Annotated in this window: 13 protein-coding genes; 4 read left to right on the forward strand and 9 right to left on the reverse strand. The window is 47.2% G+C overall.

From position 1 onward, the window contains the following. Positions 1 to 271: 271 nt before the first annotated feature. Positions 272 to 3,400, reverse strand: coding sequence for a bifunctional proline dehydrogenase/L-glutamate gamma-semialdehyde dehydrogenase (locus COV52_06985; GenBank protein PIR10784.1), 3,129 nt, complete (start codon positions 3,398 to 3,400; stop codon positions 272 to 274). After that, positions 3,397 to 4,164, reverse strand: a complete 768-nt coding sequence (locus tag COV52_06990; protein PIR10785.1) for a hypothetical protein — start codon at positions 4,162 to 4,164, stop codon at positions 3,397 to 3,399. The genes COV52_06985 and COV52_06990 overlap by 4 nt, the downstream gene beginning before the upstream one ends. Positions 4,165 to 4,238: 74 nt before the next feature. On the opposite strand from COV52_06990, the gene COV52_06995 reads away from it, so the two are divergent. Beyond that, a complete protein-coding gene (locus COV52_06995; protein ID PIR10786.1) occupies positions 4,239 to 4,856 on the forward strand; it encodes a ribonuclease T in 618 nt (205 codons plus the stop codon). Positions 4,857 to 4,871: 15 nt separating this feature from the next. Here the strand turns inward: COV52_06995 and fumC are convergent, their stop codons facing one another. Next, on the reverse strand, positions 4,872 to 6,269 hold the full coding sequence (gene fumC / locus COV52_07000; protein ID PIR10787.1) for a fumarate hydratase, class II: 1,398 nt from the start codon (positions 6,267 to 6,269) through the stop codon (positions 4,872 to 4,874). Between the two features lie 71 nt (positions 6,270 to 6,340). Here fumC and COV52_07005 point away from each other — a divergent pair, with 71 nt between their 5' ends. Further along, positions 6,341 to 6,520, forward strand: a complete 180-nt coding sequence (locus tag COV52_07005; protein PIR10788.1) for a hypothetical protein — start codon at positions 6,341 to 6,343, stop codon at positions 6,518 to 6,520. A gap of 14 nt (positions 6,521 to 6,534) precedes the next feature. Continuing rightward, a complete protein-coding gene (locus COV52_07010) occupies positions 6,535 to 7,827 on the forward strand; it encodes a hypothetical protein (GenBank protein PIR10789.1) in 1,293 nt (430 codons plus the stop codon). Here the strand turns inward: COV52_07010 and COV52_07015 are convergent. The 6 genes from COV52_07015 to COV52_07040 form a co-directional block, all read right to left on the reverse strand. Then, positions 7,718 to 8,785 carry an undecaprenyl-phosphate alpha-N-acetylglucosaminyl 1-phosphate transferase gene (locus tag COV52_07015; protein ID PIR10790.1) on the reverse strand — a complete coding sequence of 356 codons (1,068 nt, stop codon included), beginning with the start codon at positions 8,783 to 8,785 and terminating at the stop codon, positions 7,718 to 7,720. The genes COV52_07010 and COV52_07015 overlap by 110 nt on opposite strands. Further along, the gene (rfbA, locus tag COV52_07020) at positions 8,782 to 9,675 is read right to left on the reverse strand and encodes a glucose-1-phosphate thymidylyltransferase (GenBank protein ID PIR10791.1); all 894 of its coding nucleotides are present in this window, start codon (positions 9,673 to 9,675) and stop codon (positions 8,782 to 8,784) included. Before rfbA ends, COV52_07015 begins: the two co-directional genes overlap by 4 nt. A 13-nt stretch (positions 9,676 to 9,688) precedes the next feature. Then, positions 9,689 to 11,752: a crotonase gene (locus COV52_07025; GenBank protein ID PIR10864.1), complete on the reverse strand. Its 2,064-nt coding sequence runs from the start codon at positions 11,750 to 11,752 to the stop codon at positions 9,689 to 9,691. Positions 11,753 to 11,763: 11 nt separating this feature from the next. Beyond that, on the reverse strand, positions 11,764 to 13,056 hold the full coding sequence (locus tag COV52_07030) for an acetyl-CoA C-acyltransferase (GenBank protein PIR10792.1): 1,293 nt from the start codon (positions 13,054 to 13,056) through the stop codon (positions 11,764 to 11,766). Positions 13,057 to 13,068: 12 nt separating this feature from the next. After that, a complete protein-coding gene (fadE, locus tag COV52_07035) occupies positions 13,069 to 15,525 on the reverse strand; it encodes an acyl-CoA dehydrogenase (GenBank protein ID PIR10793.1) in 2,457 nt (818 codons plus the stop codon). Between the two features lie 173 nt (positions 15,526 to 15,698). Further along, positions 15,699 to 16,091, reverse strand: a complete 393-nt coding sequence (locus COV52_07040; protein ID PIR10794.1) for a hypothetical protein — start codon at positions 16,089 to 16,091, stop codon at positions 15,699 to 15,701. 180 nt (positions 16,092 to 16,271) lie between these two features. Here COV52_07040 and COV52_07045 point away from each other — a divergent pair, with 180 nt between their 5' ends. Beyond that, entirely contained in the window at positions 16,272 to 16,871 is a 600-nt protein-coding gene (locus COV52_07045) for a repressor LexA (GenBank protein ID PIR10795.1), read from the forward strand. Positions 16,872 to 17,128 lie beyond the last annotated feature (257 nt).

Raw genomic sequence — 17,128 nt, forward strand, 5'->3', positions numbered from 1 at the left:
TTGCGAGCGAACGTCAGGGAGCGTGGCAACCTTAGAACTTAATGCCACAAGATTGCCGCGTCGCTACGCTCCTCGCAAAGACGGTTGCTACACCCACCAATAAGTACAGAAGAAAGGTCTCGGCCTGTCGATAAGTATTGACGGGATGTTTTTCAAGGCTGTGTGAGGCAGGATGCCGAACCCAGAGCCCCCAAGGATGGGTTTACGGCGTCCTTGAAATAACACCCCGTCAGTACAAAAGAGACAGGCGGGATTGGGTGAAAGTTGAAAGTTAATCTTCTTCCGATAACATCAACAAACTCGCATTGCCACCCGAGGCTGTGGTGTCCACACTTAATGTGCGCTCTGTCACCAAGCGGGCTAAGTAATGTGGTCCGCCGGCTTTAGGGCCTGTGCCTGACAAGCCCTCGCCGCCAAACGGTTGCACGCCCACCACCGCACCAATCATGTTGCGGTTCACATAAAAGTTACCCACGCGCAGTTTTGATTGCAGCAGCCCCACACGATCACCAATGCGGCTATGCAAGCCCTGCGTTAAGCCAAAACCTGTCGCATTGATATCTTGAAGCACACGATCAAGCTCACTGGCTTTAAAACGTATGACATGCAAAAACGGCCCGAAGAACTCTTCCTTAAGCTCAGTCATGGATGGAATTTCAAAGGCGCAGGGAGCGAAATACGTGCCCTTGCGTGTTTCTGACGGCATTTTGACTTGATAAATAAGCTTCGCGCGTGTTTGCAGCTCATGGTAATGCGATTGCAAGCGATTTAAAGCCTCTTCATCAATCACAGGGCCCACGTCGGTTGAAATATAGGCAGGCATGCCCACACTGACTTCAGCCATGGCGCCCTTGAGCATTTCAATCAAAGCATCAGCAATGTCTTCTTGCACAAACAATACGCGCAAAGCCGAACAACGCTGTCCTGCACTACCAAACGCCGATGACACCACATCCACCACCACTTGCTCAAGTAACGCTGTCGAGTCAACAATCATACAGTTCTGCCCCCCCGTCTCAGCAATCAGCGGCACAATCGGCCCTTGTCGCATCGCTAGCGTTTGGTTAATGATGCGTGCCGTTTGAGTGGAGCCTGTAAACATCACCCCCGCGATATCTGTGTGCGACATCAAACGGTTACCCAGCGTTTGACCATCGCCAGGCAACAAATGCAAAACGTCTTTAGGTACCCCGGCTTCATGCAACAAACGAACCGCATGAAAAGCGATGATCGGCGTTTGCTCAGCCGGCTTAGCAATGACGGCATTACCGGCCACCAGCGCTGCCGCCACTTGACCCATAAAAATCGCCAAAGGGAAATTCCAGGGACTGATACAAGCGATCACACCTCGACCGTGCACACTCAGTTGATTAAGCTCGCCGGTGGGCCCTGGCAAGGTTTGCACCTCAAACAATTTTTCGGCTTGCATGGCGTAATAACGACAAAAGTCAACGGCTTCTCGCACTTCAGCGACACCATCAGGAATCGTCTTACCCGCCTCTTTCGTGGCAATGGCCATAAAAAATGGCGCGCGCTTTTCGAGCAAATCCGCTGCTTTGCGAAGTGCATCCGCACGAGCTTTTACTGGCAAAGCTGCCCATGGAAGCTGTGCTTTAAGTGCGATTTTCATGGCCTCATCGACATGGGCTTCTGTGGCATTAATCACGCTACCAAACGGCTTGTCTAAATCATACGGCGATGCAATCGGCAAGGCATCGCCCGATTTTAACTGCCCGCCAATAATGGGCTGCGCCTTGCAGTCACTTTTAGATAAATCACTCATTTCAGAAGCCAGTGATTTCAGCACGACTTCATCAGGCAAATTATAACCGTGAGAATTTTTGCGCTTCGCGCCATAAATATCAGCCGGCAAAGCAATGCGCGGATGCGCATAGTGTTCCTTTGACGCCACATAGTCGACTGGATCAACCAACAAATCATCGATCGGCGCTTTACTATCGGCAATACGGTTCACAAAGGAGGTGTTCGCGCCATTTTCTAATAAGCGACGCACCAAGTAGGCCAAAAGTTCTTTATGGCCACCAACAGGTGCATAAATCCGGCAAGGACGCTGATACTGTTTCACCACGTCGTCATACAAAGCATCGCCCATGCCGTGCAAACACTGAAACTCGTAATCACCGTGTTCTTTAGCCAGAATCAATACGCTTGCCACCGTATAGGCATTATGGCTGCCAAACATCGGATAAATCGCCGCGCGATGTTTGAGTATTTTACGCATACACGCAATATAAGAGACATCGGTTGACGCTTTACGCGTAAAAACCGGATAGCCCTCTAGACCATTGACTTGTGCGTATTTAATTTCCGAATCCCAGTAAGCCCCTTTGATCAAGCGCACCATAATGCGACGCTGATGCTTTGCATACAGCGCAAGCAACCAATCAATCACATACGGTGCACGTTTTTGATAGGCCTGTACGGCCAAGCCAAAACCTTCCCAACCCGACAATGATTCATCCGCATAGACCTGCTCAAAGACTTCGAGAGACAATGCCAGCACCCTTGCTTCTTCAGCATCCACCGTTAAGCTGATGTTGAAGTCTTTGGCCATTTGCGCAAGCTTCAACAACTTGGGGCAAAGCTCGGCCAACACACGCTCGCGCTTGGCCAACTCATAACGAGGGTGTAGCGCCGACAATTTTACCGAAATGCCCGGGCCGTCATGCACGCCTTTATCCGTACTCGCCTGGCCAATTTTCGTGATTGCCATTTGATAGGATTGAAAATAGCGCTCGGCGTCAGCCGCTGTGCGCGCTGCTTCACCAAGCATATCGTAAGAATAACTGTAGCCCTTAGCCTCGAGCTCTTTGGCGCGCTTAAGTGCTTCATCGATCGTGCGCCCCATCACAAACTGTTTGCCGAGAATTTTCATGGCCTGGCCTACAGCAGCACGAATCACAGGCTCGCCCGTGCTTGAAACCAATTTTTTTAGTGCTCCGCCTAAGGTGCCAGCCGAAGGTTTCAAAATTTTACCCGTTAGCATCAAAGCCCATGTGGAAGCGTTGACGAAGAAAGAATCACTTTTTCCGGACTTATCGCCCCATTGTGCTGAAGTGATTTTATCGCGAATCAAATCATCGACCGTGTCACTATCCGGTGTTCTCAGCATAGCCTCAGCCAAACACATCAAGGCAATACCCTCTTCACTGGAAAGGTCATATTCAGCCATAAAAGCATCCAAACCACTTTTCTTCGTGCAGTTTTTTCGAATATCGTTAATTAGGTTTCGCGCCGTGTCTTCAATCGTTTTTTTCACCGAAGGTGGCAAGGTGGCATCCGCCAAGCGCTCGGAAACATACTGCTGCTCATCACCTAAATACGCCGTATGAAAACCAGCAGGGAAATCAGTGTTCATGGGTTTATTGCGGAAAATCATCGCCGACTCCTTTTAGAGTTAAATTTTTCATGCAAGCTATTAACGGCTTCAATGAAGATTGAAAACAGCAATGCGACATAAAGGTAACTGCGATCAAAGCCTAAATGAACAGACTCTGAGAGTAATAAAAATGACACCAGACCTAAAAAACACAACGCCAAGAGGCGAATACGCCAAAAGGTTTTAATCAGATAAGCCAAGATATCACTGGCTAAAATCATCAGGAGTACGGCCACAATAATTGCCACGGCCATCACCCAATAATCTTTAGCGACACCAACTGCAGTGATGACGCTATCCAATGAAAACAAGATATCAAAGGCAACAATCTTAAAAATCGCGACCCAAAATGTCCGCGCCGCACTCACCACAGGCTCCGATTTTTTCCCACGAATATCATGAGCGAGCTCTTTAATGGCGGTAAACAGTAAAAACAGCCCGCCAAAAAACAATAAGAGATCACGAATGGAAACGGGATGCTCGCCTAAATGAAAAATCGGCTGCACCAACTTTATGAGTGCAAACGCAAAGGCTAGCAAGATCAGGCGTGTGATGATGGCAAAGCCCAAGCCCACACGGCGCGCCAGGGCTTGTCGCTTGAGCGGTAAACGCTGGCTAATGAGGGTAATCACGACAATATTATCGACCCCAAGCACCAACTCGAGGACAATCAGAAGCAGTAATGTTAAAAAAACATCGGCACCCGGCATTTCATCAATCCAGACCTTAAACAATGGGCAAAAGTATATCATGTCGTCCCCCATGACAACATCGCCAAAATTGGGAATTTTTTGAGCACTTGATTCACAAGCCTAGACAGATACAATAGCCGTCTTTAATGGAGACTGACGAGCCTATGAGCACAAAAATTAAAGACCGTTTCCGAGGCTTTTTGCCGGTTGTAATTGATATCGAAACGGGCGGCACCAACCCACAAACCGACGCCGTACTCGAACTGGCCGCCTCGATTATCGGTATGGATGATAACGGCGCCCTATTCGCTCATGAAGCCATCAGCTTTCATGTAAACCCGTTTGAAGGAGCGAACATCGATAGAGAGGCGCTCGAATTTACCGGCATTATTCCAGATCATCCTTTCCGTTTTGCGATTAGCGAAGCTGAAACCTTGAAAAAGTTGTTTGAACAAGTAGATGATGCCATCAAACTCACAGGCTGCCAGCGTGCCGTGTTGGTGGGGCATAATGCCTGGTTTGATCTTCATTTTTTGCAGCAAATGGTCAAACGCGTGAAAATCACCAACCCGTTTCATAAATTCACCAGCTTTGACACAGCGACACTCTCGGCACTGGCTTTTGGCCAAACCGTCTTAGCACGTGCATGCAAAAAAGCGGGGATTAGCTTTGATAAAAATGAGGCGCACTCAGCCGCTTACGATACGGAAAAAACGGCTGAGCTCTTTTGTTACATCATGAACAACATGAAATTGTCGATTTAAGGCATGCCCCAGCCTTTACTTTCGATTGGGCTTTGTCATCTGAGCAGGCACGACCCAACGATCAAAATCCTTCTCAGACAAGGCACCCAGCTCCAAGCACGCTTCTTTCAAGCTTAAGTGCTTCACATGGGCATGGTGTGCTGCTTTCGCGGCCATATCATAACCGATGTGTGGCGCAAGCGCTGTGACCAACATCAATGAGTGCTCGAGGTAGTATTCGATCTTTTCTTTTTCAAGCTGTATACCCTTGGCACAATATTTGGTAAAGCTATGACAAGCGTCACTCATTAAAGTAATTGAGTGCAATAAGTTAAAAATCATCACAGGCTTGAAGACATTGAGCTCAAAGTTACCTTGAGAACCCGCAAAACCGATGGCCGCATCATTACCCATCACTTGCACACAGACCATGGTCATCGCCTCGCACTGTGTCGGATTCACCTTGCCCGGCATGATAGAAGAGCCCGGCTCATTTTCAGGCAAGCTGATTTCACCCAAACCGCAACGCGGACCTGAGGCCAGCCAGCGAATATCGTTGGCAATTTTCATCAAGGCGCAGGCCAAGCTTTTCAAAGCACCACTCGCAAACACCACCGCATCGTGTGAGGCAAGGGCTGCAAATTTATTCGGCGCAGTCACGAACTTTAACTTGGTTTCTTTAGCGATTTCAGCCGCAACTTTTTTCGCAAACTGCGGGTGGCTGTTCAAGCCCGTACCCACTGCTGTACCACCAGCCGCTAACTGCAACAAACCTGGCATGGCTTGCTGAACGTGTTTAATGCAGGCATCTAGCTGTGCCACATAACCCGAAAATTCTTGCCCCATTGTTAAAGGCACAGCATCTTGCAGATGCGTACGACCAATTTTAACGACTTTATCAAAAGCTTTGGCTTTTTTATGCAATTCATCGCGCAAAACCTTCACCGATGGCAACAAAGCGTGTGTGATACGCTCAGCCGCCGCGATATGCATAGCTGTCGGAAAGGTGTCATTGGATGACTGCGACATATTCACATCATCATTCGGGTGAACCGGTGTTTTACTGCCTAATTTGCCGCCCGCAAGCTCAATCGCGCGATTGGCAATCACCTCGTTGGTATTCATATTGGTTTGCGTACCACTGCCCGTTTGCCAAATGCGCAAAGGAAACTGATCGTCTAACTTTCCAGCAATCACTTCATTGGCAGCACGAACAATCAAGCTGGATTTTTTCTTTGTCAGCAAACCCAGATCAGCATTCACAATCGCAGCGGATTTTTTCAAAATACCAAAGGCTCGAATCAACTCAGCTGGCATCACATCATGGCCAATACTAAAATGAATAAGCGAGCGCTTCGTCTGCGCGCCCCAATAGACATCAGCCGGTACTTCGATTTGCCCCATACTGTCAGATTCAATTCGTGTTTTAACCATGGTATGCTCCCCAATCAATATTGGGATGCATTGTGCCCGAAAACCAAAAGCCGGGTCAAGTTGGAGACATCATGCAAAAAGCTCTTTTACTCCTGATGATAGTCTTATGTGGCGTGTTAACTGCGTGCAGTGATGATACGCCAGGTCTTAGTAACTCACCGCCTCGCACGGACCCTTATGGCGTTGGAGACGCGACGGCTGGCGCTGTTTCTGGCTATGGTGAGCAGGTTGCGGATGCGCTTACGCATTGACCCTTGACCCCAACATGATACAGTATCGGCTTAAAATATTGAGATCGGCTCCCATGACCTCTACCCTCAAAAATAAATTCTTTCTCATTGCCAGCGCCTTACTGATTATTGCAATTGCAGTTTATCCATACACCAGAAAGAACACGCTACTGATCTACCTTGCCTGTCTCTGCGCTTACCCACTTTTAAAAATAACCTTTCGAGCCACACTTAAAACACCTGTGGCTATTGCTGCAATAGCCCTCCTAGTCTGGTTTATTATCAGCGCGAGCATGAGCCCACACGCAGCACTGGGCTTTCACTACCTCAGCCGCACAGCAGACAAATTACTTCTCATTCTATTTTTACCCGCACTTTTCTTATCGACTAACACTCGAAAAATAGTGTTCCTCGTTTTTTTAATTAGCGCTTTACTCTGCGCCTTCCTTATCCAAGAGTCATGGTCGGTAATGGCGCATACTTTTGGCAAAGATGCGCAAGCCTACAGTGTTTTCTTTGGCCTATCGGCTGCTTGCTTTCTTCACCAAACCATACTCCACACCATCCATTCTAAAAAAAACAGATATCATGCTAGCCTGGGAATACTGTTTTTCATCGCATTTGCCTTCATGGCATACACCATTTTATTTGTAAATGCTGAACGTATTGGATTTATCATATTTCTTGCCTGCTGTGTGTTTATATTATCTAAGCAACTAAAGTCTCTCGCCGCACTTTTCGTCATCATTATCTTTGTTACTGCAAGCCTCTCAATACTACTCAATAATCAAAACAGTCACCGGCTAAACAGCATTTATAACGCGATCAATCCCAATGCCAGCAACACCCGTGTCAGCTCGCCTCGCTTACGTTTACTGGAATATCAATACGCCTTAAAGCTTTCATTGGACCACCCCTTCGTTGGCTACGGTCTTGGCAATTACGCCGACAACCTTAAGAAGCACTACCCTGAAGCGTACAAAATTATCGCCCAAGGCGGATACCCGAATCGCATTGAAAATAGCTTCTTGTTTATTCTCGTACAAACCGGCTTAATCGGCTGCCTCTTGTACATTGCACTTATCATTTTAGGCTACTGGCAAATTGTGCGGTATTCGAAAGGCAACGAAAGGCTGATACTAGAAACTTTTCTACTGGCTTACTTCTTAGCAAACATGACAGCACCACAATGGATCAACCATTATATTGCATTGCTATTCACATTTCCGGTGAGTGTTGGGATTGCAAACGGGCTAAATGACGCTCTAAAGCGAAAAAAATCACCAGGTAAATTAAGCCCAGTACACAGAAGCCTAGAAGATAAATAACAACATCCATGTGCAGAAAAGCGAGCCAAATCCCTGTCAAACCAAACAATAGCGTAATGACAGCAAGCACCAACGTTGATAACAACGTCGACACACCTAAATCTTTTAAAATATGGTGAAAGTGATCTCGTCCAGCCTCCATGGGACGCTTACCTTTTAGTAGACGCGAAACAACAACAGAAATCAAATCAAACACAGGATACGCAAGCACCCAAGCCATTAATGCCGGAGGAAAGTGCAACCTGAACTGAAGAGTTTGAGAGAGTTGTATCGCAAAATAACCCGCGAGCAAGGCTAATAACATGCTACCCGCATCGCCTAAAAAAACCGCTGCATGATGCCTGCCCGGAAAGGGGAAGTTCAAAAAAAGAAACCCTAACACAGCACAGCATAACAAAGCTATTACGACAGAAAGATTGGACTCCCCCACAAACGCCGCCAAGCCCAACAACATTAAGAACTGAACCATGGCAACTGAGCCTGCCAAACCATCTTGACCGTCAAGCATATTCATGGCGTTAATATAGCCGACAAAAACAACAACCGTAAAAGGAAGTGCAAACCACCCGAGACGGACATGGCCAAAGTATGAGGAGAAGCCGACAACGTCAACACTAACCCCACTCCACAAGACCAACAAAACAATCAAACACAGTTGAATGAAAAAACGAAAGCGGGCTTTTAAGTCCAAAAAGTCATCAGCCACGCCAATTAACATCAACAAACCCGCAACAGCCAGCAAGGGACGATACAATGCTAAACTTGAGGGCAAGGTACATAAGGCAAATGAAAAACCAATAAAAATCGAGACGCCACCAACCAAAGGCGTGTGGTACTTGTGTTTCTTTCTCCCGCCCGGTTTGTCGACCAAACCCACTTTGTGAGCGACAGGCATTAACACTGTAGCTGATAATAAGGTGACTAAGAGCGCTGCACTATAACTTAATAAAACGCTCACAAAACCTGTCCTTCGCAAAGCAAACGCTGCAAGTAGACTTTATAGTCAGCATTCAAACGACCGCTCTCGATGAGCTCGTTAAGACCTGACTTGTTGATGAAGCCCTTCCTAAAAGCTATTTCTTCAACACAACCAATCTTCAAACCCTGTCGTTTCTCAACGGCTGCCACATATTGAGAAGCCTCTAAAAATGAATCGTGCGTACCCGTATCAAGCCAAGCAATACCCCGACCCATAACTTCAACCGACAAGGCTTGATCAGCCAAATACAAAAGGTTGAGGTCAGTAATCTCAAGCTCGCCCCTGGCAGAAGGCTTAAGCGACTTCGCTCTATCAACAACGGTATTATCATAGAAATACAAACCGGTGACTGCATAATTTGAGCGCGGGTTTTGAGGTTTTTCTTCTATCGATATCGCCATGCCTTGTTGGTCAAACTCAACCACACCGTAACGCTGTGGTGACTCCACATGATAGGCAAACACACAAGCACCCGCTTCGCCAGCCTGGATGCGTTGGCGCGCATTCGCCAGTAATAACCCCATCCCTTGCCCATAAAATAAATTATCACCCAAAACCAAACAGGCTGAGTCACCCGCCAGAAAATTTTCCGTCAGTAAAAACGCTTCGGATAAACCGCGCGGCTCATCTTGCTCAATATACTCAATCGAAATCCCAAGATGGCTACCATCACCTAATAGCGCTTGGTATAAAGCCATTTGATCCGGGCGCGTAATCAACGCAATCTCTCTTAAACCCGCCAACATCAAACTTGACAGCGAGTAATAGATCATCGGCTTGTCGTACAAAGGCAATAGGTGTTTGTTGACCGCGGCCGTTACAGGATATAATCGCGTGCCATGCCCGCCTGCTAAAATAATGCCTTTCATCGATAAGCCAGCCTTAATTTGCTTTCACGGTTGATAGGCATTCACCCACCAACGTTTTCCAGTAGTCATCAGCGTTTAGATGCTCGCCATATTTCTCGGCTAATTCATTCAAACGTGATAAACACTGGCTTACTCCGCGGGTTTTCGCGTAATGAATCGGACCACCTCTAAACGGTGCAAAGCCTGTACCAAAAATCATACCGGCATCCAATGTATCGGCATCGTCGACAATCTGTTCGCGTAAACACGCAACGCACTCATTAAGCATACGCAAAATCAAGCGATCGCAAATATCATCATCGCTCATTTTACACTGACCGGCTTCTGGTTTAATCGCTTTCTTGGTTTTCGGATCAAACGTATAAAAACCCTCACCTGTTTTAGCACCCAGCATTTTCGCATCGACTTTTTCTTTTAGCGCTTTAGGCACACTACCACCGAAGTTTTCAACAAAATTTTGCAACACGTGATAACAGACATCCAGGCCGACCATATCAGACAGTTCGACAGGCCCCATCGGCATGCCAAAATTTTCCGCTACACGGTCGATGGTTGCTAAAGGCACGCCCTCTTCGTGAAGGCTTAGCGCTTCGGACATGTAAGGCAACAAACAGCGATTGACTAAGAAACCCGGACGTGATTTTGCCACAACCGGTAACTTATTCATCGCATTCACAAAGGCCACCGCTTTATCTTTCACCTCAGCCGAAGTTTTATCACCATTCACAACTTCAACCAAGGGCATCATGGCTACTGGGTTAAAAAAGTGGATGCCGACTAAACGCTCGGGTTGACTTAAGACAGCATTGATTTCATCAAGTGGAATACTCGAGGTATTGCTTGCCATAATGGCACCGGGCTTCATTTTTGACTCAAGGTCTTTAAACAATTGTTGCTTGGCCTCAAGATTTTCAAAAATGGCCTCGATCACCACATCGGCTTGGGCCACACCACGACCTTCCACGTCAGGTACTAAGCGATCAAACGCCAATTGCACCAAATGGGGTTTTTTCAATTTCTTTTGGTACAGTTTTGCCGCACGCTTCATCGCAGGCGCGATATATTTTGCCTCACGGTCTTGAAGTGTGACAGTCATGCCGCGCAGAGCACACCACGCAGCGATATCGCCACCCATGGTACCGGCACCGATCACGTGAACGTGCGTGGGCTTAAACTCAATACCCTTAGCCAAGCCTTTCAATCGTTGCTGCAAGAAAAACACGCGGATTAGGTTTTGAGCTGTATCGCCCAACACTAATTCAGCAACCGCTTTTGCCTCACCATCAAACGCTTTTTTTGTCACACCATGACGCTCCCAGTTAGCAATAAGCTTATAAGGCGCTGGGTAATGATCTTTTCTCGCTTTTTTAGCAACTTGTTTACGCATCCGGTCGGCCAAGATTTTACGCACCAAGCTTATATTTGTGAGCGCTTCTAATTTACTGGGCGCGTGTTTTTTGGGTAGTTTAGCCATAAACGCATTAGCAGCCGTTTCCAGATGGCGAGCAGGCGTTGCTGCATCGACAATCCCCATCTTATACGCCGCCTTACCCGAGACCAACTGGCCTGTGAGCATCAAGCCCATCGCTTTGACTGCACCAATTAAGCGCGGCAAGCGAACTGAGCCGCCCCAGCCTGGGAAAATACCCAGTTTAATTTCAGGCAAGCCGAGCTTACTTTTCTCATCTTCAACCACAATACGATAATCACACGCCAAGGCAAGCTCCATGCCGCCACCTAAACACATGCCATTAATCAACGCCAATGTGGGAACTTTCAAGGCTTCTAGGCGATCAAACAAGTCGTGTGCAGATTTAATAAAGGCATACGCTTGGTCGAAATCTTTAACTTTTGTGAACTGCTCAATGTCGGCACCCATAACAAAGCCTGTTTTTTTGGCTGAGGTAATCACCACGCCTTTAGCAGACTTATTAGCTTCAAGCCACGTAAGAATTTCGCCCAACTCTTCCAAGAGCGGCACATTAAAAGTATTGACCTTTTCGCCGTCACGGTCGATGTGCAACCACACCACGCCGTTGGCTTTTTCTTCAACTTTCCAGTGTGTTAAGGTATTCATTGTCATCACCATTACCCTTCTACATTTTCAATTAACATGGCGCCACCTTGACCACCCCCGATACAAATCGAAGCGATACCCAGTTTTGCATTTTTACGCTTTAAAATATTGACTGTGTGCTGAACAATTCGAGCACCACTCGCCCCTACTGGATGGCCTTGTGCTACTGCACCGCCGTCGATATTGAGTTTGTTTTCATCGAGCAAACCCATTGCGTGATCCAGCCCCAAAAACTTTTTGCAATAATTTGCATCATTCCATGCTCGAATACAACCTAATACTTGGCTTGCAAACGCTTCATTGATTTCCCAAACATCCGGCGCATTTAAATCCAAACCCTGACGTTTAAGAATAGGCGTCACCGCATGAACAGGACCCAAGCCCATTTCGTCTGGATTTAACGCGGCCCACTCGATGTCGCGAATCACCGCCATCGGTTTCAAGCCGTGTTTTTTCACACCCTCTTCTGTCGCCAACATTAAAAAACAGGCGCCGTCAGTGACTTGTGAACTGTTTGCTGCGGTGACTTTACCGAATTGTTTATCAAAAAACGGCTTGAGTTTTTTCAAGTTGTCTTCCGTACTATCACGACGCAAACCATCATCCTCGCTGTATACATTACCGGCTTGGTCAAAAATGGCTGTGATTTCTTTTTCAAACACACCGTCATCGATCGCCTTGGCCAAACGGGCATGACTGCGAGCAGAAAACGCATCCATCTCTTGACGAGAAATACCAAAATGATCGGCGACAATCTCAGCCGTTTGTCCCATCGATAAACCACTGATGGGATCACTTAGGCCATGTAGCAAAGAAATAATCGGTGAAAAAACCCATTGTGGTCGCATTTTTGTAAAATGTTTCAAGCGCTGGCCCATGGTTTTGCAACGCATCATACCGGCAAACCACAAAACCATTTTGTCATTATACAGCAGGGGGGCACGACTCATCGCTTCTGTACCGCCGGCCAAAACCACATCGTGTCGACCTAATGTTAAATCTTTGTACGCACTGTCGATCGCCTGCATGCCAGAAGCACAGTTACGCTGCACCGTGTAGCCCGGGACCTTGTCACCACAACCCAAACGCAAGCCGATAATGCGCGCAATATTGGCTTCATCAGGACTTGGAATCATGCAACCTGTGACCACTTCGCCAATCTCTTCCGCCTTAACGGGTTGGCGAGCCAAGATTTCTCGGGCCGCATAAACCGCCAAATCCGCGGCGGCAAATGGACCTGGTTTACCGCGTGCTTTTAAAAACGGCGTGCGATTAGCATCAATGATATAAATAGGTTTCGACATGTTTTCCCCCTGTTATGATTCGGCATTGCTACTGACATTATGCTGCCAGCTCAATTCTTCATGGTTAAATTCATCCACACGCATCGCATCAAATAGCAATGCATCATAATCTAATAGTTGTTTTGCTTCAGGTTCATTGATCAAACCTGCGGCTTTCGCTTTTACAACACGCTCATCAAAGGTGTCATCACGACCAAAAACTTTGTCTTTTAAGGCTTGGTTTAAGCGTTTTAATAAAGGCTCGACTTTGATCAAAGCCTCGAAAGCCACCTCGATTTTACCGCTTGGCGTTGTACTGTCATGCCCAACATAGCAGTGTTGAGTCAAGCGATCACGAAAACCACCTTTATCCATCATTATTTGAGCGAGCTTGTGCGACAAATCAAAGCTTGGCTGCTTGTAGGCACGACCATAAGGAAACACCATCAAGCGCAAAAAGCCGCCCACGCCTGCCTTGGGAAAGTTTTCAAACACACCGTAAAACGCCTCTTGAATTTCATACAACGCACGCTTCAAACACCAGGTCAACGCCGGCAAGTCTTCTTTAGGCTGGCCCGAGTCACGGTAAAACTTAATCGCCGCGGTCGCCATATAAAGATGGCTTAACACGTCGCCTAAACGCGCTGACAAACTTTCTTTGCGCTTAAGCTCACCGCCCAATATCAAAAACGCCATATCTGAAACCAAGGCCAAGGCTGAACTCATCCGCGTCAATTGGCGATAGTATTTTGCCAATGCGCCCTGTGTAGGCACACGGACCCAAGCAGCCTCGCTCAAACCCATCAGCAAACTGCGCGATAAATTGCTCACAGCATAGCCGATGTGTTTAATCAGGTATTTATCAAATTGTTTTAAGCCACGCGCTTTGTCTTCATCCATCAACGCTTCAAGCTCATGATATAAATACGGATGGCAGCGCACAGAACCTTGACCAAAGATCATCAAGTTACGCGTAAGAATGTTCGCACCTTCTACCGTGATGGCAATCGGCAATGAAATATAACCATTGGCCAAGTAGTTGCTCGGGCCTGTTTGAATACCTTTGCCGGAATGAATATCCATCGCGTGATTGATCACATCGCGACACATTTCTGTCATGTGATATTTTGCAATAGCAGACGCAATGGCTGGCTTAGCATCAAGCCCTAGCGCGCCTGCTGTCATCAAACGCGTGGCTTCGAGCAAATAGGTTTTACCCGCGATATCCGCCATGGCTTCAGCCACACCCTCAAACTTACCAATCGGCACGCGAAACTGTTGACGCAAACGTGCATAAGCACCGGTCATTCTAAAGCTTCGTTTACCGCCCGCTGTACTCAATGCCGGCAGTGAAATCGCACGCCCCACTGACAAGCATTCCATCAACATGCGCCAGCCTTTGCCGGCCATGTCAGGGCCACCAATGATCCAATCCAGCGGGATAAACACATCTTTACCGCGTGTAGGGCCGTTCATAAACGCTAAGTACATAGGCAAATGGCGCTTGCCAGTTTCAACGCCAGGATGCTTCGTGGGAATCAAAGCACATGTAATGCCTAAGGCTTCTTTGTCACCCAATAGATGTTCTGGATCGAAAAGCTTAAACGCCAGACCTAATACGGTGGCGATAGGACACAAAGTGATATAACGTTTCGACCAATTTAGGCGAATACCTAGCATTTCTTTGCCTTCATGCATCCCTTTGCAAACGACACCACGATCAAGCATCGCGCCCGCATCGCTGCCGGCTTCTTCAGAGGTTAAAGCAAAACAAGGGATTTCTTCGGCGGTGGCCAAACGAGGTAAATAATAGTTTTTTTGCTCATCCGTACCATAATGCAATAATAACTCAGCAGGGCCTAAAGAGTTGGGGACCATCACAGACACGGCCGCTGAAATACTTTTAGCCGCGATTTTAGAGACCACCGTTGACTGCGCCAACGCTGAAAAACCAAGCCCGCCGTATTGTTTAGGAATCAACATACCGAAAAATTTTTCGCGCTTGATAAAATCCCAGGTTTCTTTATTCATATCACGATCATGAATGACCTGCCAATCGTCAATCATTTCGCATAAGCGTTGCGTTTGCTTATCGATAAAAGCCTGCTCTTCTTGGCTTAAGCCAGGCTTTGGCATAGCGTGCAATTTTTTCCAATTGGGTTTGCCTGAAAACAAATCGCCTTCCCACCAAACCGTACCCGCCTCTAAGGCTTCGCGCTCAGTTTGGCTAATTGGCGGCAATACCCTGCGTGCTGCGTTAATTAAAAAACGTGTAATGAAGTGACGACGACATAGATTAGCATTAGCAAAAACACCAACCACTATAAATATCAGCCAGGCGGCTAATAAAATAAAACCGTGAAACTCAGGGATCCAGCTCATGAGAAATAACAGAACAAAAAAGACCGGCGTCCACACTAAGCGTGACGCACGAACATAAGCCAAGCCGAAGAAAAGACCGAACAATAGCACTAATTCAATAAGGAACATTTTTGACCATCCCAGGCTTGTCATGATTGTGCGCAGACGATACGAAGCTTAGCCTTGAATGTCAAGTCAGAGCGCCCTATTAGTGAAGCCGTAAATTCAAAAAACGCATCGAAACAAGCCTTAGAAAATAAGGCGAATTAAGCATGGTCATGCTTAGACATTAATCGTGAACTTTAGATCCCATAGAATGCGCAGTGCTGAGCAGTTTCAGCACACTTATAGCCCGATTTTTGATCAATAGTATAGGGAGCCCAAGGAGGTTGCACACCCTCCTTGTTCATCGGCACCGAGGTTGGGTTATTGTATTTAATCTGAAGCGTTGGACCAAGCATACCACCAAGATCATAAGCACACTCGAGCTTACTGCTAAAAATTTGCGCGTATGAAAAAGGGGCGCCCGGACCGGCCGCAGGTACATCTTGCAATAGAGTCCAGTGGCTCACGTCCAGGGTCTGAGGAAACGCGGGTGGGCAGGTCTGCAACTCCATAGCGAAAGCAGATTGCGAGAAGGCCGCTAAAGCAATCCCCGTTGAGAAAATGAACGCCCATTTCGAAGTTAAGGTCATTTTTTCCTCTCTTTGTTCACAGTAATCAATCAATTTTTGATCAATCTAACGTAATATCCACGTAAAAACAAGTCGCTTCAGGACGAAACCGTTGGTCATTCGTCGAAAAAGAATAAAACTTGACTTATTCTCATTTTGTTCTCATACTCAAATCACAAATACGATAACAGGGGAAGGAAGATGAAAACACCGCGCATGAGGGACACCCTCTCGTTTATTAAGGACTACATCAAGCTGCATGACTACGCGCCCACGGTGGCAGAAATTGCCCGAGGGCTTGGCTTGAAGTCGACGGGGGTTACACACCGCTATATCAAGCAACTGGAGGAAGTTGGGATGCTCCGCCTGGTTGAAGGTAAGCGACGTAACATCGAACTCTCAGAACCGGAAAAGGATGAAAACTTCTGCCTTCCCCTACTGGGTAAAATTGCCGCTGGCCGCCCCATCGAAGCCATCCCCGGGATTGAAACCATCGATTTGGCTCGCACTTTGCTAGGCGATGATCGCTATATTTTAAAAGTCTCTGGCGACTCCATGATTGAAGAAGGCATTTTCGACGGTGACCTTGTGGTGTGTGTGCACAGCAACACTGCTAAAAATGGTGATGTTGTCGTCGCTCTGGTTGACGAAGAATCTGCCACCCTCAAGCGTTTCTATCAACCGAGCAAAAATAAAATCGTGTTACAACCGGCCAACGCCGACCACGCCGCCATGGAATTTGAAGCGCAGCGCATCAAAATCCAGGGCATCATGATTGGCTTATTGAGGATTGCGGCCTAAAAAAGTCGCCATCCCGGAAAACGCCTAGCGTTTATCCCGGATCCACGGATCTCCGCTTTCGCAGTGATGACAAAAACGGTTGCTACATAAAGTGAGCCGATGCGAGGCAAATGCGAACGAGACCGAGGGAGTGTACAACCGTACATGACCGAGGATGAGGAAGCATTTAACAAAGCAGATGCCGCACACAGAAAGATCTCGCTTAATTTAAGCGAGCCGATGCGAGGCAAATGCGAACGAGACCGAGGGAGTGTACA

The sequence above is a fragment of the Gammaproteobacteria bacterium CG11_big_fil_rev_8_21_14_0_20_46_22 genome, assembly GCA_002796245.1.
GTDB lineage: Bacteria > Pseudomonadota > Gammaproteobacteria > UBA12402 > UBA12402 > 1-14-0-20-46-22.

Coding starts and splice junctions, on each gene's coding strand:
- COV52_06985 (PIR10784.1), bottom strand. CDS start 3,400: ATGATTTTCCGCAATAAACCCATGAACACTGATTTCCCTGCTGGTTTT.
- COV52_06990 (PIR10785.1), bottom strand. CDS start 4,164: ATGGGGGACGACATGATATACTTTTGCCCATTGTTTAAGGTCTGGATT.
- COV52_06995 (PIR10786.1), top strand. CDS start 4,239: ATGGAGACTGACGAGCCTATGAGCACAAAAATTAAAGACCGTTTCCGA.
- fumC (PIR10787.1), bottom strand. CDS start 6,269: ATGGTTAAAACACGAATTGAATCTGACAGTATGGGGCAAATCGAAGTA.
- COV52_07005 (PIR10788.1), top strand. CDS start 6,341: ATGCAAAAAGCTCTTTTACTCCTGATGATAGTCTTATGTGGCGTGTTA.
- COV52_07010 (PIR10789.1), top strand. CDS start 6,535: ATGATACAGTATCGGCTTAAAATATTGAGATCGGCTCCCATGACCTCT.
- rfbA (PIR10791.1), bottom strand. CDS start 9,675: ATGAAAGGCATTATTTTAGCAGGCGGGCATGGCACGCGATTATATCCT.
- COV52_07025 (PIR10864.1), bottom strand. CDS start 11,752: ATGAATACCTTAACACACTGGAAAGTTGAAGAAAAAGCCAACGGCGTG.
- COV52_07030 (PIR10792.1), bottom strand. CDS start 13,056: ATGTCGAAACCTATTTATATCATTGATGCTAATCGCACGCCGTTTTTA.
- fadE (PIR10793.1), bottom strand. CDS start 15,525: ATGTTCCTTATTGAATTAGTGCTATTGTTCGGTCTTTTCTTCGGCTTG.
- COV52_07040 (PIR10794.1), bottom strand. CDS start 16,091: ATGACCTTAACTTCGAAATGGGCGTTCATTTTCTCAACGGGGATTGCT.
- COV52_07045 (PIR10795.1), top strand. CDS start 16,272: ATGAAAACACCGCGCATGAGGGACACCCTCTCGTTTATTAAGGACTAC.